Origin of the sequence: Pedobacter sp. UC225_61 (assembly GCF_044452285.1) — a bacterium.
In the GTDB taxonomy this organism is placed as follows: Bacteria; Bacteroidota; Bacteroidia; order Sphingobacteriales; family Sphingobacteriaceae; genus Pedobacter.
Map to the genome: position 1 here is coordinate 1,214,416 of NZ_JBIOAL010000001.1, position 24,483 is coordinate 1,238,898.

The window sequence follows — 24,483 nt, forward strand, 5'->3', positions numbered from 1 at the left end:
TAATTATATCATGAATAATGCTGCAAGTGTAAAAGTATATCACGGATATGGTCACACACACAATTTAGTGGTATATGGTCATGTGTTTAAATTTAAATCAAAAACCACACAAAATTTCAGTGATAATTTTTTTGTAAACATTGTTCATCTATTTAAGCTTTTTGTGGTTAAGCCTTATGCTTTTGCAAGAGTTAGATTAAATTTCTACGGGCAAATAGTGAGTCAAAAGGCGGAATACGATGGCTTTTTTAAGTTTGAATGGAAAGCAGAGAAAGATATTCCAGCAGGTTGGCATAATGTAAAAGTAGAGGTGCTAAATGATGATAAAGATAATGTCATTGCTGAAGCAGAAGGGAAAATATTTGTACCACATATTACTCAATATGCTTTTATTTCTGATATTGATGATACGATTATGATTTCTCACTCTGCCACAATTGCAAGGCGATTAAGAGAGCTTTTTATCAAAAATCCCCATACTCGAAAGACATTTCCATCTGTACAAAAACATTATCAATTGTTAGCCAAAGCACACACAGAAATAGATCAACCAAACCCGTTTTTTTACGTGTCGAGTAGTGAATGGAATTTGTATGATTATTTAGTAGAAACCTTTCGTTTTAATCAATTGCCCGAAGGAGCATTCTTGTTAAATCAACTTAAAAGATGGAAAAGCTTAATTAAAACTGGAAAAACTGAACATGGAGGTAAATTATTAAGAGTAATGCGAATTATTGATGCCTTCCCAAATCAACAATTTGTTTTTTTTGGAGATAATTCTCAGCAAGATCCTGCAATTTACCATGCCATTGCAGAAAAATATCCATTAAATATTGCAGCAGTATATATTAGAAATATAAGGCCAGAAAGACAAAGTATTACAGAAGAATTATTAGCAAAAATAGAGCAACAACAAATAAAAACGTGTTTATTTGTACATAGTGATGAAGCAGTTGCACATTCAATAAAAATTGGACTAATTAAATGATTAAGTTATGAAAAGAATATTTTTAGGATTTATCCTCGTAATTGCATTGCAATCTTGTTCGGAAAAACTAGGAATGAATGGTATTGCTAATACCAAATGGGTTTTAAACGAATGGCCAGGACAAGCAATGCCCAACACTACAAAAAAAGCAACTTTAAATTTTGATGCAGATCATAAAGTTAGTGGCAAATCTTTCTGTAATGGCTTTGGAGGTATGGCTACAATTGATGGTAATAAGATAAAAATTGGTGAACTAATTGGTACAATGATGTATTGTGAGGATGTTGGTCAGGCAGAGGGTAAATACACTGAGGGCTTGAAATCGGTAAATTCTTTTAAAATAGTTGATGGTAAACTACAGTTGCTAAAAGACGGTCAACTAGCAATGGTTTTTACAAAAGAGGAGTAATTAACTAATTGATTTTCCAAAAGGAGAAAAAGCTAAATTCATCAGTTTAAAATGTTGTAACCCAAACGGGATGCCCACAACTGTTATGCAAAATAACAATCCAAAAATTAAGTGTGTTATTACAATCCAAATTCCGCCAAATACCAACCAAATAATATTCATTACGGTTGATAAACAGCCAATATTTGAAGAAGTATCGGTTATTTTAACGCCAAATGGTGCTAAACCAACAATGGCAAATTTGAAACATTGAATACCGAAAGGGATACCTACAATGGTTAGGCATAAAACTAATCCACCAAAAAGATATTGAAAGAAAATAAAAATCCCTCCAAAAATCACCCAGATAATATTGCCGATAAAACTCATGTTTTTAAGACGGCTTGCTTTATCATTTGTTACAATTTAGTCACATTGCAACATGGTTTTCAGACTACTTGAAAATGCTTTAATTTTCCCAGAGACATCGTTAGCAGAGCCTGATGGTTTACTTGCTGTTGGCGGAGATTTGAGTGTAGAACGCTTATTTTTAGCCTATCAAAGTGGAATATTTCCATGGTTTAGTGAGGGAGAACCTATTTTGTGGTATGCGCCTCATGAACGCTGTGTAATTTATCCTGATAAGATTAAAATTAGCAAAAGTATGCGCAAGGTTTTACAGTCAGAAGTTTTTGAAATTACCGTTAATCATGCATTTGATAAAGTAATTGAATATTGTGCAAAAATCCCTAGAATTGGTCAAGACGGTACTTGGATAACCGACGACATGCAAAAAGCATATTTAAATTTGCATGAAAAAGGTCTAGCGTACAGCGTGGAAGTTTGGAAAGATAAAAACCTAGTTGGTGGTTTGTATGGTGTTAAAATAAACAAAGTTTTCTGCGGAGAAAGTATGTTTAGTTTGGTTAGTAATGCATCAAAATTTGCTTTAATTCATTTGAGCAAAAATATGGGTTTTGAACTGATCGATTGTCAGTTACCAAACGAACATTTAATGAGTTTAGGCGCAGAAATGATAAGCAGAAAGAAGTATTTATCGATGCTTAGCTCACTTTAAAATCTTATCAACTTGATCTCTCGTCATACCTGGTTTTATAGCCGGGAAATACAAGGCGGAGATAATATGTATATCAAAATCTTCAATTTTAATATCGTTGTTATTTTTAATAGTAAAAACACTACTAGGCGCTAATTCAGAACTACCTGAAAACCCAATGCACTTAACTATGTTTTTTTTGATAGCATTTTTAATATTTATTCTGCTTCCAAATTTTTTGGTATTAATTAAACTTTGACCCCAATAAATTTCACCACCATTAGTCGCTCTAACTCTGTAAGATCCTATAGCATCTAACGGCCTATTTGTAGAGGTATAGGCTTGAAAATCTGCTGGTTTTTCTCCGAAAACTAGTGTAAAATTTTCTTCAGATTCATTAGTTGATTTTTTGATGTCAAGCGGAGTTATTTTCTTTAGCAAATTAAAAAACGAATCAACTTCTTTAACAATATAAGCAGATGTATCTCCATAGATTTTATATCGAATCGGTTTTGCCCATTTAGATAATGTTTCATATTCTCCAATCTGTTTTCTCTTGTACACAATTTCATCGAAAACGATTTTTTCGTTTTCAGTTAGCTTCTGAGCGAAGGAATTTAAGCTGGAAATAATTAGCAGAAATAGAATGAAATTTTTTGAGACCTTCATAAATCTAATTTAATAACTCCTTAATATCATCTTTACTAAGCGATTTAAAGAAACTTTCTTCCGTAGTAATTAACGAATTTGCCAAAGATTTCTTACGTCTTTGCAGAGCGAGGATTTTCTCTTCGACAGTGTCTTTGGAAATAAATTTATAGATAAAAACCTTTTTATCCTGACCAATTCTATGTGTCCTATCTATTGCTTGTTGCTCAACAGCTGGGTTCCACCATGGATCTAAAATAAAAACGTAATCCGCTTGAGTTAAATTTAAACCTACACCACCAGCTTTTATTGAAATTAAAAATACTTTTAAATCTTTGTTCTCTTGAAATTCAGCTACAATTTCTCCACGATTTTTTGTTCCGCCATCTAAATAGGCAAAAGGAATTTGTTGTTTTTCAAAGCAATCTTTAAAAATGCTAAGGTGCTTTACAAACTGTGAGAAAATAAGCACTTTATGACCGCCTTTTAACACATTATCTAAAGTGTGCATCACGTTTTTGAACTTACCAGAATCAGAATCGTATTCTTCATCAATCATTACTGGATGATTTGCCAACTGCCTCAAAGCAGTTAATCCTTGCAATAACTGAATTTGTTTTTTGGCGTACGTTCCGTTATCCATGCTGGTCAACAAATCATTTCTATAGGCCGATTTAGTTTTTTCGTAATATGCAGCTTGATCCTCGCTCATATCGCAATAATAAATTTGCTCTGTTTTTGGAGGAAGCTCTGCCGCTACTTGTTCTTTCGTTCTACGTAACACAAAAGGCTTTATGATTGCTTGAAGTTTTCTTGCCTTTTCTTCGTCTTTTCGTTTTTCAATTGCTTGGACATATTCTTCATTAAAAAATGATTGTGTGCCCAATAATCCAGGATTTAAGAATGTAAGTTGTGTCCATAAATCGGCAACAGAGTTTTCCACAGGTGTACCACTCAAAACTAATTTATGTCTAGATTTTAACATTCTAACTGCTTTGAAAGACTTAGAGGATGGATTTTTTATATTTTGACTTTCATCTAAAATAATATAGTTGAAATAGAATTTGCTGATTAATTCCACATCAACACGAGTAATCCCATAGGTTGTAATTACAACATCGTACTTATCGAAAAGGCTAATATCTTTATTACGAAAAGTGCCTGTATGTGCGTGTATTTTAAGTTTTGGTGTAAATTTTTTCGCTTCGTTTAACCAGTTATAAATTAACGAGGTTGGCATAATAATTAATGAAGTACTATGCGTTTCATTTTGCTCATCTTCTTCTTTTAGTTTCTGCAACATAGCCAACGTTTGGATGGTTTTACCCAAACCCATATCATCCGCAAGACAACCACCGAAATTATATTCACGCAAAAAGCTAAACCAATTGTATCCCGCTTTTTGATAATGCCGCAAATCTCCTTTAAAATTTACAGGCATTTGCGTATCTGCAATGTGCTCGAAATCGTTTAGTCGTTGCAATTTTCTATCTAACGTTACATTGGCTAAACTATCTTCAGCTAAATCATTAATTAAACCAATGTGATGTTTTTTTAATTTCAGATTTTTACCGCCATCGGCTAAGCTAAACAAACTGCTATATTGCGTAAACCATTTTTCAGGAATGATTGCAATATCTCCATCTGGCAAAATAAACTCCCTTTTTTTATGAAGAATATGTTGTTTTAACGCAATAAATGGAATTGGATGAACGCCAAAATAGACTACTGCGTTAATGTCAAACCAGTCGTTATCTTCTTTAATTTCGAAATCAATTTTGTTGGCGCCAAAAACAAAACGTTTGCTACTACTCGATTGTTCAATTTCAAAACCTTGCTCTTGTAAAGTTTCTATATGTTCGTTTACCCAAGTAATTACCGCATAGGCCGGATTATCATTCTCGCTTAAATTTGGCAATTCTAAATGATGAAAAAGTGCACTTATTTTTTTTAAACCTAAGCTTTGTAACGTAGAAAATTTTTGTTTTTCCCAGTCCGTATTGCGTTTAATACGCGTAAATGTATAATTGTCTTCATCTTTACTTAAGCGTACAGTAACTTTATGCTCGTTGCCCATTGCAAAAGCATAATTTCCATATTTAAAATAAAGCTGAATTTGCGAAGTTCCACCATCAACATAAATAACTTTTATTACCGCTGTTGGATCATGCTTCTCTGTTTTAATTTCAAATCCCTCTGCATATACATGATGTTTTTCTATTAACGGGGCTACAAACTTTTCGAAATATGTTTCTTCTGTGGCTTTAGAAATTGCGATATAACGTTTGTTTAAAAATGGAACAAATTTCTTTCCCTCAATATCTCCTTCAAAATAATAAAGTACATCATTTAACAGCATCCAAGCAGGTTGATTACAAACTACTTGTGCATCTTTAAACATAAAATCAATGCGTAAACCTTGATATTTAATGGTTGGAAAATAACGGGTTTCTGTTTCTCCACGTCTAAAATGAAAAAGTACTGTTGCAGGTTCAGTAGCCAAATCTATTTTTCGCTCTGCTGGCCAACCATCTTTATCCATTAAATATAAGCCGTCTTTTATTTTAAGGATTTCAAGAACTTCTGCTAGTTTCTTTTCAATTTTTGGACGAACGCTTTCATAAAATTTATCATCGTAAAATTTACTAAAGAATTCAAAAGGTCTGATTGCTTTTTTATGATACTTTTTTATGATGTAATCTTGTTCTGTATCATCTAAAATCTTGATCAATTTAAAATCAACCTCAGTTAAATGTTTCGAAAATTCTTTAGCAGTATGTGTAAATAAACGCTGATAAGTTAAAGAAAAATCGCCCTGCGGATTAAGTTGAACTATGTGAGGTTCAATTAAATAGCCTAAAAACTCATGCTTGCATAAGGAATATACGATTTTGCAGGGTTTGGAACTATTTACGCGTAACATTGGCAAGGGCTAAAAGAAAGAAAAGATAAGCAGCTAAAAATTTCTAAACTTACAGTATTTCAATTTCTAATCAAACTGAATAGATAAATTTTTTTGTTTAACTGCTCATCTATCATTGACAAATGAAAAATTTCCCATCACTGTTCGTCGAAAAATTACAGCCGTTCGTCGTGAGTTACTTGCTCATGGTCTAAAAGGAGCAAAAGCGCTGCAACCTTTTTAGGGTATTGACGTCTTAATTACGAAACCTGCCAGCAAGGGCTTGCAGAAAATAAAAAATTATAAATATCAGATAAACAATTATTTAAAATATTAAGAATATGAAAACTTCTATTAAAACAGTATTCGCAGCAGCATTAACACTAGTAGTATTAACAAGTTCTGCATTCGCATCAACAGATGTAAAAGAAAGCAATGTTACTATCTTAAATCAGATAAAAAACATCAATAAAATTGTAGTAAGCGGTAACGTTGAAGTATTATTGGTACAAGCGCCAACTGAAAGTGTAAAAGTATACGATAGCTATTACTCAAAAAATGCATTGGTACAACAAGAAAACGGTGTGTTACGCATCAGTTCTTTCCAAAAAGAAACGTTAACTGTAGCAGTTTATGTTCGTAACCTTTCTTCAATTGAAGGTGGAGATAACTCTAGAATAAGAACTTACGGTAAAGTGAATTTCTTAAGTTTAGATGTGATTTTAAAGGATAAAGCAACTGCTGATCTTAACACAACTACAGTAAATTTATTTACTTCGGTAAAAGATGATGCAAGCTTGAAATTAGGTGGTTCAACTTCTGAATATTACGCAGTGTTAAGCTCGAATGCAAAATTAAACATGGGCTGTTTTGTAGCCGAAACTTCAAGCGTTAACTCTACTGCAACGGTTTTAGCAAAAGTAATAACAGTTAAAAAACCAACTTTAGAAAGTATTGTACTAATTGACGAGTTAGCAAAATAATAACCCAATCATATATCAATTTTAAAATCAAAAGAGCCTCAAATTGAGGCTCTTTTTTATAAGATTAATTTGAAACCACAAGATAATACAGGTTTTGTAATCCTGAGATTGTCGAAGAAAAATCTGCACATCTGCGGCTAACTATTATAAATCAAATTTAATTCCTTGAGCTAAAGGCAATGTATTTGCATAGTTAATAGTATTTGTTTGTCTACGCATATATGCTTTCCAAGCATCAGATCCACTTTCTCTACCTCCACCTGTTTCTTTTTCGCCGCCAAAAGCACCACCAATTTCTGCGCCTGAGGTGCCAATATTTACGTTTGCAATACCGCAATCAGAACCTTGAGCAGACAAAAATTGTTCAGCTTCTCTTAAATTTAACGTCATAATTGCAGATGATAATCCTTGTGGAACGCCATTTTGCAAAGCGATAGCTTCATCCAACTCTTTGTATTTTATCAGATATAAAATTGGCGCAAAAGTTTCATGCTGAACAATTTTATAATCGTTTTTAACTTCGGCAATACAAGGTTTTACATAACAGCCAGAAGAATAATCAGCACCACTTAAAACGCCACCTTCTACAACAAAATTTCCACCTTCGGCTTTACATTTTTCAATAGAATCTAAATAGCTTGCAACGGCATCTTTATCAATTAATGGCCCAACGTGGTTGTTTTGATCTAAAGGATCTCCAATTCGCAATTGTCCGTAGGCTTTAACAAGTTTTGCGGTAAACGCATCATACACACTTTCGTGGATAATTAAACGACGCGTAGAAGTACAACGTTGTCCAGCTGTACCAACTGCACCAAATACAGCGCCAATAATAGACATATCTAAATCTGCATCTTTAGAAATAATAATGGCATTGTTTCCACCTAGTTCTAATAAACTTCTACCCAGACGAGCGCCAACTGCAGCACCAACTGATTTTCCCATTCTGGTAGAACCTGTTGCAGAAACCAATGGAATTCTAGTGTCATTACTTAACAATTCGCCTACTTCTCTATCCCCAATAACTAAATTAGAAACGCCTTCAGGTACATCATTAGCTGCTAAAACTTTTGCTATAATATGCTGACAAGCAATAGCCGTTAAAGGTGTTTTTTCTGATGGTTTCCAGATACAAACATTTCCACAAACCCACGCCAAAGCCGTATTCCAACTCCAAACGGCAACAGGGAAATTAAATGCCGAAATAATTCCAACAATTCCTATTGGATGCCATTGCTCATACATACGATGATTTGGTCGCTCGCTATGCATGGTTAACCCATATAACTGACGAGATAAACCAACTGCAAAATCGCAGATGTCAATCATTTCTTGCACTTCGCCAAATCCTTCTTGCAAACTTTTTCCCATTTCATAAGAAACTAAAGTTCCTAAAGCTTCTTTGTTTGCTCTTAACGCTTCACCAAATTGACGCACCATTTCTCCTCTTTTTGGAGCGGGTACAGTTCGCCATTGTAAGAAAGCTTTTTGCGCAGTTTCAACTACTAAATCATAATCTTTTGCAGAGGCAACTTGTACTGATGCTATTTTTTTTGCATCTACAGGAGAGTGGCTTTCAATAATTTTTTCGCTAGCTGTTTTTCCCCAATTACTGCCCGTACTGTAGGCTGGATTACTATTTTCAATTCCTAATTGTTTTAAAACAGCGTTGATATTTGTTTTCATATGATGATGTTTAATCTGAAAATCGATTTATACAAAACAACAAAAAATTAAGCAGGTTTACCAAATTATAAATAGCCGATAATCTTTTGTAGCTTTCTAACTACCTTGTAACTTTATTTATCAAATTAAATCCAATAAAAAAATATAAACCATGAATAAACATTTTATAGCCGGATTAATGAGTCTGGTAATTGTAGGTGGAATTTCTTCAGCAAATGCTCAAGAAGAAAAAGCAAAAGTTAACCCAACTTATCGCGTTACGGCCACAAAAGTTAATGATTTAGTGCATACCAAATTAGATGTCAGCTTCGATTACGCAAAGCGATATTTATATGGAAAAGCTTGGATAACGCTAAAACCTCACTTTTACACTACCGATTCTGTAACTCTTGATGCAAAAGGAATGGATGTTAAAAGCATCGCGGTAGTTGGCGCTAAAGGAAATACACCATTAAAGTTTACGAACGATAAAGAGAAGTTATACATTCAGTTAAATAAAAATTATGTTAAGGATGAAAAATATACCTTATACATTGATTATACAGCAAAACCGAATGAATTAACGATAAAAGGAAGTGCAGCAATTACTGATGCAAAAGGACTATATTTTATTAATCCTGATGGCACAGAAAAAAATAAACCAACACAAATTTGGACGCAAGGTGAAACTGAAGCTTCTTCTGCTTGGTTCCCAACAATTGATAAACCAAACCAAAAAACAACTGCCGAAATTTCGATGACGGTTTTGTCTAAATATGTGACTTTATCAAACGGTAAATTAGTTTCGCAAAAAGGAAACACAAACGGAACAAGAACAGATACTTGGAAAATGGATCTACCACATTCGCCGTATTTATTTATGATGGCCGTAGGCGATTTCAAAATTTATAAAGATACCTACAAGGGCAAAGAAGTTAATTATTATTTAGAGCCAAAATATGCGCCTTATGCCAAGGCTATTTTCGGTAAAACGCCTAAAATGATGGGTTTCTTTTCTCAGGTGACTGGAGTTGAATATCCTTGGAATAAATACTCACAAATTGTTGCTCGCGATTATGTTTCGGGAGCAATGGAAAACACAACTGCTACTCTACACGGTGAAGCTGTACAAGCAACGGATAGAGAATTGTTAGATGGGGATCAAGAAAGTACAATTGCTCATGAGTTATTTCACCAGTGGTTTGGCGATTATGTAACTGCAGAATCGTGGTCGAATATTACAGTGAATGAATCATTTGCCGCTTTTTCAGAAATTATTTGGAAACAATATGATGCAGGTAAAGATGCTGCGGATAGAACGAGATACGAGAAATTAAATACTTATTTATCATCTACTCAAAATGGTGAAAGTCCAACTTTAGTACGTTTTAATTATAACGATAAAGAAGATGTTTTCGATAATATCAGTTACCCAAAAGGAGCAGTAATTTTATATGCGCTGAAAAATCAAATGGGTGATGATGCCTTCTTCAAATCGTTAAACCGTTATTTAACAACAAATGCGTTTAAAAATGGAGAAGCCCAACAATTACGTTTGGCATTTGAAGATGTAACAGGAAAAGATTGGTCGCCATATTTTAACCAATGGTATTATGCAGGTGGGCATCCAATTTTAGATGTGAAATATGATTATAAAGATGGAAATACAACTATAAATGTGAAACAAATTCAATCTGTATCTGTACAAACATTTACACTTCCAATAAAAGTAGATATTTACGTTGGCGGTAAAAAAACCACTAAAGAAATTGTTATTAATAGTAGAGAACAAAGCTTTAGTTTTCCTGTATCGGCAAAGCCTGATTTAATCGATTTTGATGCTGATAAAATTATAGTTGGACAGATTAAAGAAGATAAAACGTTAGAAAATTATATTTTCCAATATACAAATGCGCCATCTTATGCTAATAGAATAAAAGCAATTGAGCAAGCAACATTGAAAAATAAAGAAACCGCTGCTCAACAAATGTTATTATTAGCGTTAAAAGATCAAAATGAAGCATTAAGAGCCTTGGCTATTAAAGGTTTTAATTTAAAGGATGAAAAAATAAAAGACATGGTTGGATCTACATTAGCAACCATGGCAAAGCAAGATAAAAATTCAAATGTTAGAGCAACTGCATTAGCAAGATTAGCAACATCTGGTGATAAAGCGTATTTATCCCTTGCAAAAGAAAGTTTAAAAGATCGTTCTTATAAAGTAATTGGTACAGCTCTACAAGCTATCAATATGTTAGAGCCAACTTCATTAAATGGAGTAATGTCTAGTTTAGACGCAGATACAAAAGCACATATTCCTAATCAATTAGCCCAAGTTTATGCTGCTTTAGGAGATGATAGCTACAATGATTTTTACTTGAATATTGTAAATAATGAGGGCATCAATAAATTAGCTCAAGTAGTTGGTTTTTATTCTTCTTATTTAAGTAAAAACACGAACCCAAAAATTACGCAAGCTGGTGTTCAAGCTATCATTACTAACATGGATAGAACTAAATTGACACAGTATTACGGAAAACAATTTGTGCAGGTGTTCACTACTGCAGAGCAAGCTAAATTAAAAGCGGCAGAAACTTCTTCGAGTCAAGAAGCAAAAGATAATCTGCTTAAACAAGCGAGCTATTTTAAAGCCGGCGCTGATGAGTTAGCGAAGAAATAGAATTAAGCCGCAGATGTGCAGATTTCTTTCGATTATATTTAGGAAAAATCTGCGCATCTGCGGCTTTATCATGTTTAACTAATTTAAAAATTGCAATTATCTTTCCGTCTAGTATCGATAATATAAATAATTTTCCACCCATCTTCTCCTTTAAAAAGTTGGAAAGAATTAACGCCGCAATGGCTAAATTTTTCACCGACATAAAATTTATAATCCGTCCAAACACTAGCAAGATTGGCATCGATTAATATTTTCGTGAATACAATACGTTCATCGTATTTTTCGGGATGCGGAGTGCCAACACTTTTAATAAAATCGCTTACGTTTTCTGTTCTTATTATAAATTTTCCATCCTTGTTTTTAGCAATGGTTTGCATGATATTTTGAGCTGCTAAAGCTTTACGTATCATAGCTGTATCGGCATTTCTCATGCCATCAAACAATAAATTAATAGTTGTTTTTACTGCTGTTTCTTCGGTGTTTGATTGCGCATAAAGCTGAATGCTTCCAAATATGGACAATAATAGAATAAAACTTAATCGTTTCATGACTTCAATTTTACTGATTTAAGTTAAATATATGATATTTTTGTAAATAGTTAAAAGAACAAAGGTTGTAATCCAACTGCCCGCATCATTCACACTTGCTTAAAGCTAAATCTTTTATTACTAATCAATTACATTATAGAGTGTGTGTATGTTGAAAATTATTTTCGTAAGTCGGCTTGTAAAAAACGTAAACTTATAAGGTATTTGAAATAATAGGGTTGTTCTTTAAATATTCGAGACATGGAAGAAGAATTTGAATTTGATTTTAACAATGATGCGCAAAACTCTGTAGAACGCTACGAAGAGATGATCCGAAACCAGGATCAATATTTTTTTGATGCGCAGGCATTTGAATATATAATTGACAATTATATAGAAAAGAACGACCCGGTTAAAGCATTGCAAGTTGTAGAATATGCTTTAAACCAACATCCGTACGCTGCGGTTTTTTTAATTAAGCAAGCTCAATTATTATTATTTACTAATCAGGTAGATAAGGCATTCTCTGCACTAGAAAAGGCTGAAATGTTAGAGGCATCTGAGCCGGACATTTATGTATTACGTGGAAATATTTATCAGAATTTAGAGCGCCATGCAGAAGCTTTAGAAAATTTTGAGAAAGCATTAACATTAGCAGAAACTACCGATGAAATTTTATTGCAGATGGCATATGTGTATCAAAATATGCACGATTATGAAACTGCAATTGTTTACATCAAGCGAAGCTTGGAACAAAACATGGAAAATAAGGACGGTTTATATGAACTTGCCTTTTGCTATGATATTTTAGATAAACAGGAAGAAAGCATTCAATTCTACCAAGAATATATTGATAGTGATCCGTATTCTTATGCGGCATGGTACAATTTGGCAAACTCCTATCACAAGTTAGATTTGTTTGAAAAAGCAATTGATGCCTACGATTATGCTATTTTAATTAAGGAAAATTTTGCTTCAGCTTATTATAATAAAGGAAATGCTTTAGTGCAATTAGATAAATACCAAGAGGCGATAGATGTTTATAAACAAACTTTTGAATACGAACCACCTAATGCAGATACCTATTGTGCAATTGGAGAATGCTACGAGAAGCTTGAAAAAATGGACGAAGCCCGTTCTTACTATAAGAAATCCGTAAAAATGGATTCTAAAATGGCTGATGCTTGGTTTGGAATTGGTGTAACCTTAAATTTTGAAGAACGTTTTTTCGAATCACTTCATTTTTATAAAAAAGCATTAGAATTGGATGAAGAAAACCCTGATTTTTGGTTTGCTATGGCCGATGCACATTATAAATTAGGTCAGATAGACGAATCAGTAGAAGCATATTATAAAGTTTTAGAATATAATCCGCTAGATATTGAAGCTTGGCTAGATTTTTCAACTGTGTTATATGAACAAGGAAAATTAGTAGAGGCTTCAGAAACGATGGCTGAGGCGATTAAAAATAATCCAGATGCAGCAGAATTATATTACCGAATGGTAGCTTATTTATTTGCGCTTGGTCAAAGTAATGATGCTATTGCGTATTTAGAAACAGCTTTGGTGACTGATCCAGAAAAACATTATATCTTGTTCGAATATTTACCTCAATTACAAGATAATGGGTTGATTATTGAAGTAATCAATAAATACATCAAATAGAAATTAACAAGAAATAACAGCTTTATTTAAAAAATAGCAGAGTTTTTTTAACCTTTGCAGCATATATGAACTACAAATTAAATGATATTCCTGATCGCTCGGTAAAACCTCGTCAAAGTGGATTAACTATGGTGATGGATAAAGGCCTAAGTCTTAGACAAGTTGAAGATTTTATAGATATTGCAGGCGTACATACAGATATTGTAAAATTAGGATGGGCAACCTCTTTTGTAACTCCTAAATTAAAGGAAAAACTTGCGATTTATCGTGATGCCGGTATTCCAACTTACTTTGGTGGAACATTGTTTGAGGCTTTCGCTATCCGTAACCAATTTGATGATTACCGTAGAGTTTTAGACGAATTTGGAATGGAGTATGCTGAAGTTTCGGATGGTTCTATGGATATTGAGCACGATGAAAAGTGTGAATTTATTAGAAAATTATCATCTCAAGTAACTGTAATTTCTGAAGTTGGTTCTAAAGATGCAGCTAAAATATTTGCACCTTATAAATGGATTGCCTTAATGAAAGCTGAAATAGAGGCAGGTTCTTGGAAAGTTATTGCAGAAGCTCGTGAGGGTGGAAATGTGGGTATTTATCGTGGTACTGGGGAAGTAAGGGAAGGATTAGTGGATGAGATTTTAACACAAATACCTGAAGAAACGATTATTTGGGAAGCACCACAAAAAGAACAACAAGTTTGGTTTATCAAACTAATTGGTACAAATGTAAATTTGGGTAATATCGCACCTGCGGAAGTTATTCCTTTAGAAACTATCCGTTTAGGTTTAAGAGGAGATACTTTTGATTATTTCTTAAATAAAGGAAAATAAAACTATAAAAAACTCGTAATTGCGAGCATAGCGAAGCAATCTTTTAGCAAGAAAGATTGCTTCGTCGTTTTACTCCTCGCAATGACGCAACAATTTGACATGAGAACATTCGGATTAATCGGCTTTCCTTTATCGCATTCATTTTCAAAGAAATTCTTTTCCGAAAAATTCGAGAAAGAACGGATAGCGGATTGTAGTTACGAATTATTTCCGATTGAAAATGCGAATGAAATTGAAGGTTTAATTGCAAAGAATCCATCACTTTGCGGATTAAATATAACTATACCACATAAAGTAAATGTAATTCCATTTTTAAATGAAATTGATGATGCAGCGAAAGAAATTGGAGCCGTAAATTGTATTTCAATTGATCAAAATCACGATAAACCAAAATTAAAAGGATACAATACGGACGCATATGGTTTTTCTGAATCTTTAAAGCCATTGTTAAAAAAACATCATCAAAAGGCATTAATATTTGGCGATGGTGGAGCTGCAAAAGCTGTTAAATATGTATTAAATAAATTGCAAATTCCTTATTTGGTGGTGGTAAGAAATCCTGCACCAAATGCAATCTTATATTCTGCAATTACCGAAGAGATATTGAATGAATATATGATGCTCATTAACACGACACCATTGGGAATGTCACCAAATTTAAATTCTTACCCACCAATTCCGTATCAGTTTTTAACCGCACAACATTTGGCATACGATTTAGTTTATAATCCAGAAGAAACGGAGTTTTTAAAGAGAGCGAAAAATCAAGGCGCAAAAATTAAAAATGGATTGGAAATGCTATTTCTACAGGCAGAACGTTCATGGTATATTTGGAATACATAATATGAAAAGAAATCTCATTTTGCTATTCGTTTTGCTCTCCGTTATTGCTGCCTGTACCAGTGAAAGTACAAATACACCAAAGCCTAAAGGATATTTCCGGATCAATTTTCCAAAAAAGCAATACCAAGTATTCAATTCGGATTGTCCCTTTACATTTGAATACCCTGTTTACGCTCAAATAACTGCAGATAGCGATAAAAATGCTCAACCTTGTTGGAATAATATGAATTTCCCACAATTTAATGGTAAACTTCACCTTACTTATCATGGTGTTTTTTCGGAAAAGAATTATAACGAAATGACGGAATCGGCGAGAACATTAGCCATGAAACATACAATTAAGGCAAATTCAATCGACCAAAGAGTAATTAATTATCCTGAAAAGAAAGTATATGGAATTTACTACGCAATAGAAGGGAATACGGCATCTTCTGTTCAGTTCTTTTTGACGGACAGTGCAAAACATTATTTTAGAGGGGCGTTGTATTTTAACGAACGTCCCCAGTACGACTCCATTCAGCCAGTAGTTAAATTTCTTAAAAAGGATATTGATAGAATGATTGAGACTTTTAAATGGAAAAACTAGTGTGAAGTTGAAATGTCGTAAGTTGCAACGTTTCAATGTTCAAATATTTCAAACTTACAACTTTGTAAAATATGATCAGTTTAAAGAAATTTACATTTAATCCTTACCAAGAAAATGCTTACGTTTTATATGATGAAACAGGAGCTTGCGTAATTATAGACCCAGGAATGTATGATGGAGCTGAGCAAAACGAATTGGTAACTTTTATTAGAGAAAACGAATTACAGCCAGAACTTTTGCTCAATACCCATTGCCATATTGACCATGTATTAGGAAATAAATTTGTGTTTGATAACTGGTCATTAAAACCACAATTTCATAAAGGAGAATTATACATTTTACAAGCAGTTGCAGGTTATGCACCACAAATGGGTATGCGATATGAACTTTCTCCAGAGCCGGAAGTTTTTTTACCAGAAACTGGTACTATTAATTTTGGTCAAAGTAAATTAGAATTGATTTTTGCACCGGGTCATTCGCCAGCACATTTATGTTTTTACGCAGTTGATGAAAACTTTTTAATAGGCGGAGATGTATTATTTTACCGAAGTATAGGTAGGACAGATTTGCCTGGGGGGAATCATAAGCAATTAATAACTAGTATTAAAGAAAATTTATTTCAACTGCCAGATGATTGTGAAGTTTTTCCTGGACATGGCCCTTCTACAACCATTGCTTTTGAGAAAATGAATAATCCATTTTTAGTGTAGTTAGTAAACGTCATTTTTACCGCTTACATTTCCATATATTTGAAAGGTGAATACAGCATTTTATATTGCCCGCAGGTATCTTTTTGCAAAAAAATCGACCAATGCCATAAATATCATTTCGGCAATTTCTGTATTGGGTGTTTTTGTAGGGAGTACAGCTTTAATCATTATTTTATCCGTATTTAACGGTTTTGAAGAAGTTGTACTTAAGATGTTTAATACCATCACACCACAAATCATTATCATGCCATCTAAAGGCAAAACGTTTAATCCAAATACAGTTTATTTAAAAGAATTACAGGTAAATAAATCGATATTCTCCTATACCGAAGTCCTATCAGAGAACGCATTAATTTGGTATAATAATAAACAATCTCCAGCTTTAGTAAAAGGTGTGAGTAGTGATTTTTTGAAAAATAAGAGTTTAGATACCATCATGATTGAAGGCAATTTTGTATTGGAGAATAAGAATGGCCCAAATGCAGTGATCGGCTCTGCTTTACAAGCTTATTTAGGTGTAAATTCTAGTGATCCTTTTGAAAAACTACAAATTTATTCTCCAAAAAAGGGTGTTAAAGCGAATTCTATTAATCCAATGGATGATTTTACCGTGTTGAGTATTCCACCATCTGGAGTATTTGAAGTTCAACAAGATTTCGATAATTTAATTATTGTACCCTTAGCATTTGCTCGGGAACTTTTAGGAGAAGAAAAAAATGTATCGGCAATAGAAATAAATGTAAATGATGGTATAGACGCTGAAACCTTAAAAAATGAGATAGCTCAAAAACTAGGATCAAACTTTGTAGTTAAAAACAGAATTCAACAAAACCAAGGATTATATAATGTTTTAGGTTCAGAGAAATGGATGGTTTATATCATTCTAACCTTCATTTTAATTATTGCTATATTTAATATTATTGGCTCTTTAACGATGTTGGTTATAGATAAACTTAAAGATATTTCTATATTGAATAGTCTTGGAGCCGGGAAAAAATTAATTAAAAGAATATTTTTGGTTGAGGGGATGATGATAACGTTAGCGGGTTGTATCTTTGGCTTATTAATTGGATTTGTTTTCTGTTTATTACAACAACGTTATGGATGGGTTAAAATGGGTGAATCGAATTTATTAGTGTCCAATGCTTATCCAATTGCTTTTAAATGGAAAGATTTCGTACTCGTTTTTATCACTGTTAGTATTTTTTCTTTTATTGCTTCAGCTTTGGCATCAAATTTAAGTGTAAAGAAAATAGATCAATTAAATCAAGATCTTTAAGACATGAATGACTATAAAAAATTAATTCTCTTATTATTTACATCAATGATTGTTTTATCAGCATGCCATAATGATAAAAAATCGAATGATGATTCAACAAAAAAAATCATAGCAAAAGGACTTTACAGCTTCGGTCCAGAAATTAAATCTTTTACAGATTGCGAAGAACGAAGAGAATATTGGGTTGCAGATAGTGCTAAAACATTAGAATTGGCCTATAATAATTTAGGATTTGAAAAGCCATATACCCCAGTTTATATAGAAGTTGAATGTAAATTAGTAAAATCAGATACAACAACAGTTACGGGCGATTATGACTCAACAATGGTGGTAACGAAGTTGCTTAAAATTAGCAAGCAAATTCCTGAGGGGCCTTGTTCACAGTAATTTAAGCCACATATAAATTCTGCTTAAAAGCAGGAATTATTTCGTTTTTAATTGCTTTTTCAAATAAATTATCTATTGCTTTCTTGCCTTCTTCACCTAAATCTATTGAGTATTTATTAACGTACAATTCTATATGTTTGTACATCACGGCCTCATCCATTTCTTGTGCATGTTGACGAATAAACTTAATACCAGATTTAGGATTGGCAAAAGCATATTCCACAGATTTTCTAATCAATCTATTTACTTTCTGCTGTATTTCTAAACTTAATTTTCGATTAATTACAATCCCACCCAATGGGATGGCACAACCTGTTAATTTCTCCCAATACGTACCTAAATCAACTACTTTATGCAAACCCTTATCCTGATAAGTAAAGCGATTTTCGTGAATAATTAAACCTAAATCAATTTCTTCGTTTAATAAAGAATTTTCAATTTCAGAAAACACCATTTCTCTTTTATTTGTGAGTTGAGGATAGGCAACTCCCAATAAAAAATTTGCAGTAGTATATTTGCCAGGTATTGCAGTTGTCAGCTGACAGTTTTCAAATTTCAATTGCTGATTAATTCGCTCAAAATTCTCATTTTTGCAAATCAATAAAGGACCAACGCCGAAACCTAAAGCGCTACCAGCATTTAAAAGAGCGTACTTTTCTATTACATAAGCAAACGCATGAAAACTCAATTTGGTAATGTCTAATTCGCCATGCATAGCCTTTTGATTTAAGGTTTCTACATCATCAAAAGAAACATCAAAAGTTAAACCTTCTGTATCAATTTTATCATGAATTAAGGCATCAAATATGAAGGTATCATTAGGGCAAGGTGAAAAACCGAGTGTAAGTTTCATAGAGCAAAAATAAAGTTAAAAGTAATTCATATCGTCATGTTTAACTCATTTCGTTTTTGCATTAATAAAATCGATCAACCAATCATTTAAATTTTTAATAGCTAATCCCATTTGCCAATTTTCTTTATTTCTTGGCTCTACATAGTTAGAAATGCTTCTCACTTGTGCACATGGAATTTGTAAGGTATTACACCCATAAAATACAACGGCACCTTCCATACTTTCAGTTTGCGGATTAAATTTTTGTTCAATTTTTGCGATGCTATTAGCATTACCATGAACTTTATTCACAGTAATTCCCTTAGCAATAGGTAAATCAACTATTTGATAAGTAGCCTTAAACGTATTGTTTCCAAAGCCTAATTCATCAATCGTAATAAATTCATCATGATTTTCTGCGCCTAATTCGGAAAATGTATCTGTGTTAATGTTAAGTAAACTTCCCAATGGGATATTTTTATCAAAACTACCAGCAATGCCAACATTTACAACCAAATTGTAAATACTATTCAAATGCCTACCTAAAGCAAAAGCGGTAGCCGTCATGCCAACGCCAGTTATGAGTATATCAAATTTATCCTGCTGTACAAAATTTTTATCTGGCAGATTAAAATGCTCAAATACCTTACCTAATTCAGCTTTAGTGGCGGCAACAACCAATAGTTTCATAAGGTAAATGTAAAGAAATTCTTTCTATGCTAAATGCTAGTCGCGAAAGGTCTATCTGCTATTAACCTTAACCAATATATAGTATATTTGTTCTTTATTTGATACAAAATGATTTACATAACACGCAGAGAGAGTTTTAATGCAGCTCACAAATTATCAAGAACAGATTGGAGTGAGGATAAAAATACGGAGGTTTATGGTAAGTGCGCAAATCCGAATTGGCATGGGCATAATTATCAATTATATGTAACTGTTAAAGGAGAGGTTAACCCAGAAACTGGATTTTTAGTGGATTTAAAGTGGTTGAAGCAAATAATTAACGTGTATGTGATAGATAAAGTAGATCATAAGAATTTAAATTTAGATGTAGAATTTATGAAAGATATTTTGGCATCTACAGAGAATTTAGCAATCGCGATTTGGGATATTTTATTACCTCATATTAATGAAAGCGGAGCACAATTACATTGCATTAAAATTTATGAAACCGAAAATAACTTTGTAGAGTATTTTGGTTAATAACCATTAAAAGCAACTTATAACTAATGGAAAACGATAAATACGATCACGAAGAAGAAACAATAGGCTATCAAAAAATAGATCGATACGATGATGAAAAAATCGCCTCGGTTGCTGTTCATTATAAAGATATTTTAGGGAAATTAGGTGAAAATCCTGAACGAGAAGGTCTTTTAAAAACACCAGAACGTGTAGCGAAAGCCTTGCAATATTTAACTCATGGCTACGATATTCAACCGCAAGAAATTCTTCGCTCTGCAATGTTTAAAGAAGAGTATAGTCAAATGGTAGTGGTAAAAGACATTGAAGTTTATTCGATGTGCGAACACCATATGTTGCCATTTTTTGGGAAAGCGCACATTGCTTATATTCCAAATGGACACATTGTGGGCTTAAGTAAAATTCCTAGAGTAGTAGATGCATTTGCTCGTCGTTTACAAGTACAGGAACGTTTAACAAATGAAATAAGAGATTGTATTCAAGAAACATTGCATCCTGCAGGAGTAGCAGTTGTAATTGAATGTAAACACTTATGCATGTCTATGCGTGGAGTCCAAAAGCAAAATTCAGTAACTACAACTTCGGCATTTACGGGAGAATTTATTAGTAACGATAAAACAAGAGCAGAGTTTTTGAGGTTAATAACAGCAGATCTTCACTAAACCAATTTTAAGAACAAAATTTTAACAAAACAAACTTCCCTATTGGGATTTTAAAATATGAAAGCATATATATTTCCAGGGCAAGGCGCCCAATTTGTAGGTATGGGTAAAGACCTTTATGAAAATCCTTTAGCAAAAGAATTGTTTGAAAAAGCCAACGAAATTATAGGTTTTCGCATTAGCGATATTATGTTTAGTGGTACAGATGAAGAGTTAAAGCAAACAAATGTAACACAACCTGCTATTTTTCTTCACTCTGTTATTTTAGCCAAGGTTTTAGGAGATAATTTTAAACCAGATATGGTTGCTGGGCACTCTTTAGGAGAATTTTCTGCATTAGTAGCTGCAAATGCATTATCATTTGAAGATGGTATGAAATTAGTAATAGCTCGTGCAAATGCAATGCAAAAAGCATGCGAACTTCAACCAAGTACTATGGCGGCTATTCTAGGTTTAGCAGATGAAGTTGTAGAAGAAATATGTTCAAGTATTGATGCTGTTGTTGTTCCTGCAAATTACAATTGCCCAGGTCAATTAGTTATATCTGGTAGCATTGAAGGAATTGATGAAGCATGTTTGAAATTAACAGAAGCTGGAGCAAAAAGAGCATTAAAATTAAATGTTGGAGGTGCTTTTCACTCACCATTAATGGAGCCTGCAAAAGTCGAATTACAAGAAGCAATTGAAAATACTGATATTTTATCACCAATATGCCCAATTTATCAAAATGTAAATGCAAAACCAACTACTGATCCTGCAACAATAAAGGCAAACTTAATTGCTCAATTAACTGGCGCAGTACGATGGACACAAACGGCTACAAATATGATTGCTGACGGAGCCACAGAATTTGTAGAAGTGGGACCTGGAAATGTATTACAAGGCTTGGTTAAAAAAGTAAATAGAGAAGTACAAACTAGCAGCGCAAGCATAGTTTAAGTGCCCAAAAGTTGTTTAGTCAAATGAAGCAACTATATATAATTAATACCTTATTAAAATAACTTAACGTGAGTATTGGAGGTAAAATCAGGTTTTTATTATTATTATTAGGCATTTGCTGTATTATTACGGCATTGTCTTTAAATAATTCGATTACCAAAAAAGATCTCCTTTTACATGAGGCAGCAGTATTACAACAAAATTTAGCAGCAAAAGAGCGGATTGTTCAAGGTTATTTGAATAATCCTGCCAAAATAAACGAGCTAAAGCAACTTTATAAAGACGATAAGCTAGCAATAAACTTTATAAATACTAATCGAGTAAATGGTATTAACGTATTAGTTTATAAAGAAGGGAATCTTCAATTTTGGAGCTCCATTAAATCATTTCCTACAAATGTTAATCGTTTAAAAGAAGGAACCTCATTTACTCAATTGCTTAATGGTTGGTATGAGTTAGTTAAGAAAACATCAGACAACTATACTTTTGTGTTTCTTATTGCCGTAAAAACACAATTTAGTATAGAAAATCAATACCTGAAAAACCAGATAGTACCAGAGCTTTTTCCTAGAAATAGCTTAGATTTAGCAACCTTTACAGATAGAGAGATTACAGAAATCTTTAGCATTCATAAAGAATATCTTTTTCCTGTTAAACTAAGTGAAGAATATTCAAAAAACATCTATGCATCAATACAGGTATGGTTATGGGTAATTGGCCTTTTTAGCATCTGTTTATTTGTAAATTATTATTGTTCGTGGTTAGCTAAAAGAGGTTTAGTTGTTTCAGCTACATTAGTGTTAAGCGTATTTTTTATTGCCTTTAGGTTATCAGATTTACAATTTTTTTGGTTTAATCATCAATTTAACCTCGAAATTTTTAGTCCCTCTATCTATGCTCAAAGCGACTTCTTTCCGTCGCTTGGAGATTTACTTTTAAATGTGATCGCTGTAACATGGATTGCCTTATTTGCATATACACACCGTCATCAGTACATTCTACCAAAATGGATGGTTAAAGGTAAAGCGGTGGGCATTTTATTTCATGTATTATTCCTACTTATTTTATCTGCTGCCGCCTTTTTAATCGATGACATTTTCTTTGGACTCATATATAATTCAAAAATTAATTTTGACATTACTAACATCATTAATCTTGATTGGATAAGCTGGGTTTGTATCTTAATTTTATGTATTGTCTGGTTAAATGTTTATCTAGCTACCAATATCTTTATCGAGTTAAGCAAACAACTTAAGGTTACAAATAAAGAAAGGTTAATTGTTTTTTTAACATTATTAGCTGGCTATTTTATATACAAATTAGCTATAGATTTTAATGTTTTCTTTTTAGTTTATGGTTTGCTTATTTTCATTATAGGGTGGAATAACTATATTCAATTCCGTAAATTTTCGATAGGAACTTTTGCTATTATTTTCTTATGTATGGCTTTTCTTACAGCTATTAAATACATCAGATTTAATGACATTAAAGAACGCAGTAATAGAGCTGCTATCGCAGAAAAGCTATTAAATGCTGATGATCCTAAAGTGATAAACTCTATCGATAGCTTTGAAAAGGGAATTTCCTCCGGATTCATCTATTGTAGAATATTTTAAAAATCCTAGACTTACCAAAACATTCAGCTTCCACGATTATATTGAAAAAAAATACCTTGACGGGTATTTATCTCGCTTCGAATATAATATGTATGAATACAATAATCGAGATTCAACATTAAAAAATGAGGAAAGCATTCCTATTTCAAAATACAAAAATTTAGTAAGATCAGGGGCTGTTAAAACACCAGAAACAACCTATTCTTACCGAATTAATGACACTTTTGGCTATCAAAATTACTTCGGACTTATTCCAATATTTGATGGAAAAAATCTACTTGGAACATTAGTAATTGAATTAAAATCTCAACCATACGATATAAATAGTCATTTCCCAGATTTATTAATCGATGGAAAAACGAAAAGCGATGAAGATTTTACCGATTATTCTTTAGCTTTCTACAAAGATAATCTGTTGTATAGCCAATCTGGAAAATACACATATCCTATGGTTAACAAGCGATTTAAAGGTGCTGTAGGGAAAATTGAGTTTGTCAATGATGAAGCACAGGATGAAATCGATGCAGGTACTGATAAGAAGATTGCATATAGCCACGCAGTTAATCGACCTAATAGCTCCAAATTAATTATAATAAGTAAAGAAAAGGTATCCTACATTGCCCGTTTGGCTACATTATCCTTCTTCTTTTTAGTATTTATTTTATTTGGAATTGTACTTTATGTAATCATTTGGATAATTAAAAATATTAGTGATAATAAAGCCGGATGGTTTAGTTTTAATCGATATTTAATGATTAATGCGAATAGGATTCTTTATAAAACTAGAATTCAAGTTTCCATCGTATTATCGGTAGTTGCTACATTGTTAATTGTAGGTTGGACAACCTTTTTCTATATTAAAGATGATTATCTAAAACAGCAAGAGAATAGTATTCGGGAGAAATTAAGAAAAATTCAACTTTCTTATGAAAAACAAATTTTAAAAACTGGCGGAATTAAAAACGATAGCGAATTCTGCTTATGCATTTAATCAGTTTGCCGATGTGAATGCTGCTTTTTTAAACCTCTATGATACTAAAGGAAACTTATATCTAACTTCTTTGCCAAAAATGTATGATTATGG

Annotated in this window: 24 protein-coding genes; 17 read left to right on the forward strand and 7 right to left on the reverse strand. The window is 32.8% G+C overall.

All coding sequences use genetic code 11. The annotated features are described in order from the left end of the window. The first annotated feature begins 10 nt into the window (after positions 1-10). Both ACHMWN_RS05895 and ACHMWN_RS05900 read left to right on the forward strand, forming a co-directional pair. Positions 11-988 carry an App1 family protein gene (locus ACHMWN_RS05895; protein ID WP_397298515.1) on the forward strand — a complete coding sequence of 326 codons (978 nt, stop codon included), beginning with the start codon at positions 11-13 and terminating at the stop codon, positions 986-988. 7 nt (positions 989-995) lie between these two features. Further along, the gene (locus tag ACHMWN_RS05900) at positions 996-1,397 is read left to right on the forward strand and encodes an META domain-containing protein (RefSeq protein WP_397298517.1); all 402 of its coding nucleotides are present in this window, start codon (positions 996-998) and stop codon (positions 1,395-1,397) included. Here ACHMWN_RS05900 and ACHMWN_RS05905 read toward each other — a convergent pair whose 3' ends face one another. After that, positions 1,398-1,766, reverse strand: a complete 369-nt coding sequence (locus tag ACHMWN_RS05905; RefSeq protein ID WP_397298518.1) for a YccF domain-containing protein — start codon at positions 1,764-1,766, stop codon at positions 1,398-1,400. A 52-nt stretch (positions 1,767-1,818) separates the two neighbouring features. On the opposite strand from ACHMWN_RS05905, the gene aat reads away from it, so the two are divergent. Then, a complete protein-coding gene (aat, locus tag ACHMWN_RS05910) occupies positions 1,819-2,454 on the forward strand; it encodes a leucyl/phenylalanyl-tRNA--protein transferase (protein ID WP_397298519.1) in 636 nt (211 codons plus the stop codon). Here the strand turns inward: aat and ACHMWN_RS05915 are convergent. Further along, complete coding sequence (locus tag ACHMWN_RS05915; RefSeq protein ID WP_397298520.1) at positions 2,446-3,102, reverse strand: DUF2927 domain-containing protein; 657 nt, start codon at positions 3,100-3,102, stop codon at positions 2,446-2,448. The two genes, aat and ACHMWN_RS05915, sit on opposite strands and share 9 nt — an antisense overlap. Before the next feature lie 4 nt (positions 3,103-3,106). Beyond that, a complete protein-coding gene (locus ACHMWN_RS05920) occupies positions 3,107-6,004 on the reverse strand; it encodes an SNF2-related protein (RefSeq protein ID WP_397298522.1) in 2,898 nt (965 codons plus the stop codon). A gap of 320 nt (positions 6,005-6,324) precedes the next feature. Between ACHMWN_RS05920 and ACHMWN_RS05925 the strand changes: the two genes are divergently transcribed. Then, a complete protein-coding gene (locus ACHMWN_RS05925) occupies positions 6,325-6,966 on the forward strand; it encodes a GIN domain-containing protein (RefSeq protein ID WP_397298523.1) in 642 nt (213 codons plus the stop codon). 144 nt (positions 6,967-7,110) lie between these two features. Here the strand turns inward: ACHMWN_RS05925 and ACHMWN_RS05930 are convergent, their stop codons facing one another. After that, positions 7,111-8,652, reverse strand: a complete 1,542-nt coding sequence (locus ACHMWN_RS05930; protein ID WP_397298524.1) for an aldehyde dehydrogenase family protein — start codon at positions 8,650-8,652, stop codon at positions 7,111-7,113. Positions 8,653-8,803: 151 nt separating this feature from the next. Between ACHMWN_RS05930 and ACHMWN_RS05935 the strand changes: the two genes are divergently transcribed. After that, entirely contained in the window at positions 8,804-11,311 is a 2,508-nt protein-coding gene (locus ACHMWN_RS05935; RefSeq protein ID WP_397298525.1) for a M1 family metallopeptidase, read from the forward strand. 83 nt (positions 11,312-11,394) lie between these two features. Here ACHMWN_RS05935 and ACHMWN_RS05940 read toward each other — a convergent pair whose 3' ends face one another. Then, positions 11,395-11,859, reverse strand: coding sequence for a hypothetical protein (locus ACHMWN_RS05940; protein ID WP_397298527.1), 465 nt, complete (start codon positions 11,857-11,859; stop codon positions 11,395-11,397). A gap of 240 nt (positions 11,860-12,099) precedes the next feature. Between ACHMWN_RS05940 and ACHMWN_RS05945 the strand changes: the two genes are divergently transcribed. From ACHMWN_RS05945 to ACHMWN_RS05975, 7 genes are all read left to right on the forward strand, one after another. Beyond that, positions 12,100-13,503, forward strand: a complete 1,404-nt coding sequence (locus ACHMWN_RS05945; protein WP_397298528.1) for a tetratricopeptide repeat protein — start codon at positions 12,100-12,102, stop codon at positions 13,501-13,503. Positions 13,504-13,568: 65 nt separating this feature from the next. Then, the gene (locus tag ACHMWN_RS05950; protein WP_397298529.1) at positions 13,569-14,336 is read left to right on the forward strand and encodes a phosphosulfolactate synthase; all 768 of its coding nucleotides are present in this window, start codon (positions 13,569-13,571) and stop codon (positions 14,334-14,336) included. Positions 14,337-14,417: 81 nt separating this feature from the next. After that, entirely contained in the window at positions 14,418-15,179 is a 762-nt protein-coding gene (locus tag ACHMWN_RS05955; RefSeq protein ID WP_397298531.1) for a shikimate dehydrogenase family protein, read from the forward strand. Position 15,180: 1 nt separating this feature from the next. Next, positions 15,181-15,765, forward strand: coding sequence for a gliding motility lipoprotein GldD (gene gldD, locus ACHMWN_RS05960; RefSeq protein ID WP_397298532.1), 585 nt, complete (start codon positions 15,181-15,183; stop codon positions 15,763-15,765). Between the two features lie 71 nt (positions 15,766-15,836). Continuing rightward, the gene (locus tag ACHMWN_RS05965) at positions 15,837-16,475 is read left to right on the forward strand and encodes an MBL fold metallo-hydrolase (RefSeq protein ID WP_397298533.1); all 639 of its coding nucleotides are present in this window, start codon (positions 15,837-15,839) and stop codon (positions 16,473-16,475) included. A 46-nt stretch (positions 16,476-16,521) separates the two neighbouring features. Further along, complete coding sequence (locus ACHMWN_RS05970) at positions 16,522-17,754, forward strand: ABC transporter permease (protein WP_397298535.1); 1,233 nt, start codon at positions 16,522-16,524, stop codon at positions 17,752-17,754. Between the two features lie 3 nt (positions 17,755-17,757). Then, a complete protein-coding gene (locus ACHMWN_RS05975) occupies positions 17,758-18,141 on the forward strand; it encodes a hypothetical protein (RefSeq protein WP_397298536.1) in 384 nt (127 codons plus the stop codon). 1 nt (position 18,142) lies between these two features. Here the strand turns inward: ACHMWN_RS05975 and ACHMWN_RS05980 are convergent, their stop codons facing one another. Both ACHMWN_RS05980 and mqnB read right to left on the reverse strand, forming a co-directional pair. Next, a complete protein-coding gene (locus ACHMWN_RS05980) occupies positions 18,143-18,994 on the reverse strand; it encodes a menaquinone biosynthesis family protein (RefSeq protein WP_397298538.1) in 852 nt (283 codons plus the stop codon). A 45-nt stretch (positions 18,995-19,039) separates the two neighbouring features. Continuing rightward, a complete protein-coding gene (mqnB, locus tag ACHMWN_RS05985; protein WP_397298540.1) occupies positions 19,040-19,663 on the reverse strand; it encodes a futalosine hydrolase in 624 nt (207 codons plus the stop codon). Positions 19,664-19,771: 108 nt separating this feature from the next. On the opposite strand from mqnB, the gene ACHMWN_RS05990 reads away from it, so the two are divergent. The 5 genes from ACHMWN_RS05990 to ACHMWN_RS06010 all read left to right on the forward strand — a co-directional run bounded on the left by ACHMWN_RS05990 (position 19,772) and on the right by ACHMWN_RS06010 (position 24,390). Next, on the forward strand, positions 19,772-20,182 hold the full coding sequence (locus ACHMWN_RS05990) for a 6-pyruvoyl trahydropterin synthase family protein (RefSeq protein WP_397298542.1): 411 nt from the start codon (positions 19,772-19,774) through the stop codon (positions 20,180-20,182). A gap of 26 nt (positions 20,183-20,208) precedes the next feature. Next, a complete protein-coding gene (folE, locus tag ACHMWN_RS05995) occupies positions 20,209-20,844 on the forward strand; it encodes a GTP cyclohydrolase I FolE (protein ID WP_397298544.1) in 636 nt (211 codons plus the stop codon). A gap of 57 nt (positions 20,845-20,901) precedes the next feature. Next, the gene (gene fabD, locus ACHMWN_RS06000) at positions 20,902-21,783 is read left to right on the forward strand and encodes an ACP S-malonyltransferase (RefSeq protein ID WP_397298546.1); all 882 of its coding nucleotides are present in this window, start codon (positions 20,902-20,904) and stop codon (positions 21,781-21,783) included. 68 nt (positions 21,784-21,851) lie between these two features. Next, positions 21,852-23,399, forward strand: coding sequence for a hypothetical protein (locus tag ACHMWN_RS06005; protein ID WP_397298547.1), 1,548 nt, complete (start codon positions 21,852-21,854; stop codon positions 23,397-23,399). Continuing rightward, entirely contained in the window at positions 23,353-24,390 is a 1,038-nt protein-coding gene (locus ACHMWN_RS06010; RefSeq protein WP_397298549.1) for a hypothetical protein, read from the forward strand. Before ACHMWN_RS06005 ends, ACHMWN_RS06010 begins: the two co-directional genes overlap by 47 nt. The last annotated feature ends 93 nt before the right edge of the window (positions 24,391-24,483 follow it).

Excerpts from the sequence above, each read along its gene's own strand:
- ACHMWN_RS05980 (WP_397298538.1), bottom strand. The coding sequence starts at position 18,994 with ATGAAACTTACACTCGGTTTTTCACCTTGCCCTAATGATACCTTCATA.
- ACHMWN_RS05920 (WP_397298522.1), bottom strand. The coding sequence starts at position 6,004 with ATGTTACGCGTAAATAGTTCCAAACCCTGCAAAATCGTATATTCCTTA.
- folE (WP_397298544.1), top strand. The coding sequence starts at position 20,209 with ATGGAAAACGATAAATACGATCACGAAGAAGAAACAATAGGCTATCAA.
- fabD (WP_397298546.1), top strand. The coding sequence starts at position 20,902 with ATGAAAGCATATATATTTCCAGGGCAAGGCGCCCAATTTGTAGGTATG.
- gldD (WP_397298532.1), top strand. The coding sequence starts at position 15,181 with ATGAAAAGAAATCTCATTTTGCTATTCGTTTTGCTCTCCGTTATTGCT.
- aat (WP_397298519.1), top strand. The coding sequence starts at position 1,819 with ATGGTTTTCAGACTACTTGAAAATGCTTTAATTTTCCCAGAGACATCG.
- ACHMWN_RS05915 (WP_397298520.1), bottom strand. The coding sequence starts at position 3,102 with ATGAAGGTCTCAAAAAATTTCATTCTATTTCTGCTAATTATTTCCAGC.
- ACHMWN_RS05900 (WP_397298517.1), top strand. The coding sequence starts at position 996 with ATGAAAAGAATATTTTTAGGATTTATCCTCGTAATTGCATTGCAATCT.
- mqnB (WP_397298540.1), bottom strand. The coding sequence starts at position 19,663 with ATGAAACTATTGGTTGTTGCCGCCACTAAAGCTGAATTAGGTAAGGTA.
- ACHMWN_RS05945 (WP_397298528.1), top strand. The coding sequence starts at position 12,100 with ATGGAAGAAGAATTTGAATTTGATTTTAACAATGATGCGCAAAACTCT.
- ACHMWN_RS05955 (WP_397298531.1), top strand. The coding sequence starts at position 14,418 with ATGACGCAACAATTTGACATGAGAACATTCGGATTAATCGGCTTTCCT.
- ACHMWN_RS05925 (WP_397298523.1), top strand. The coding sequence starts at position 6,325 with ATGAAAACTTCTATTAAAACAGTATTCGCAGCAGCATTAACACTAGTA.
- ACHMWN_RS05905 (WP_397298518.1), bottom strand. The coding sequence starts at position 1,766 with ATGAGTTTTATCGGCAATATTATCTGGGTGATTTTTGGAGGGATTTTT.
- ACHMWN_RS05975 (WP_397298536.1), top strand. The coding sequence starts at position 17,758 with ATGAATGACTATAAAAAATTAATTCTCTTATTATTTACATCAATGATT.
- ACHMWN_RS05950 (WP_397298529.1), top strand. The coding sequence starts at position 13,569 with ATGAACTACAAATTAAATGATATTCCTGATCGCTCGGTAAAACCTCGT.
- ACHMWN_RS05930 (WP_397298524.1), bottom strand. The coding sequence starts at position 8,652 with ATGAAAACAAATATCAACGCTGTTTTAAAACAATTAGGAATTGAAAAT.
- ACHMWN_RS05895 (WP_397298515.1), top strand. The coding sequence starts at position 11 with ATGAATAATGCTGCAAGTGTAAAAGTATATCACGGATATGGTCACACA.
- ACHMWN_RS05965 (WP_397298533.1), top strand. The coding sequence starts at position 15,837 with ATGATCAGTTTAAAGAAATTTACATTTAATCCTTACCAAGAAAATGCT.
- ACHMWN_RS05935 (WP_397298525.1), top strand. The coding sequence starts at position 8,804 with ATGAATAAACATTTTATAGCCGGATTAATGAGTCTGGTAATTGTAGGT.
- ACHMWN_RS05990 (WP_397298542.1), top strand. The coding sequence starts at position 19,772 with ATGATTTACATAACACGCAGAGAGAGTTTTAATGCAGCTCACAAATTA.
- ACHMWN_RS05940 (WP_397298527.1), bottom strand. The coding sequence starts at position 11,859 with ATGAAACGATTAAGTTTTATTCTATTATTGTCCATATTTGGAAGCATT.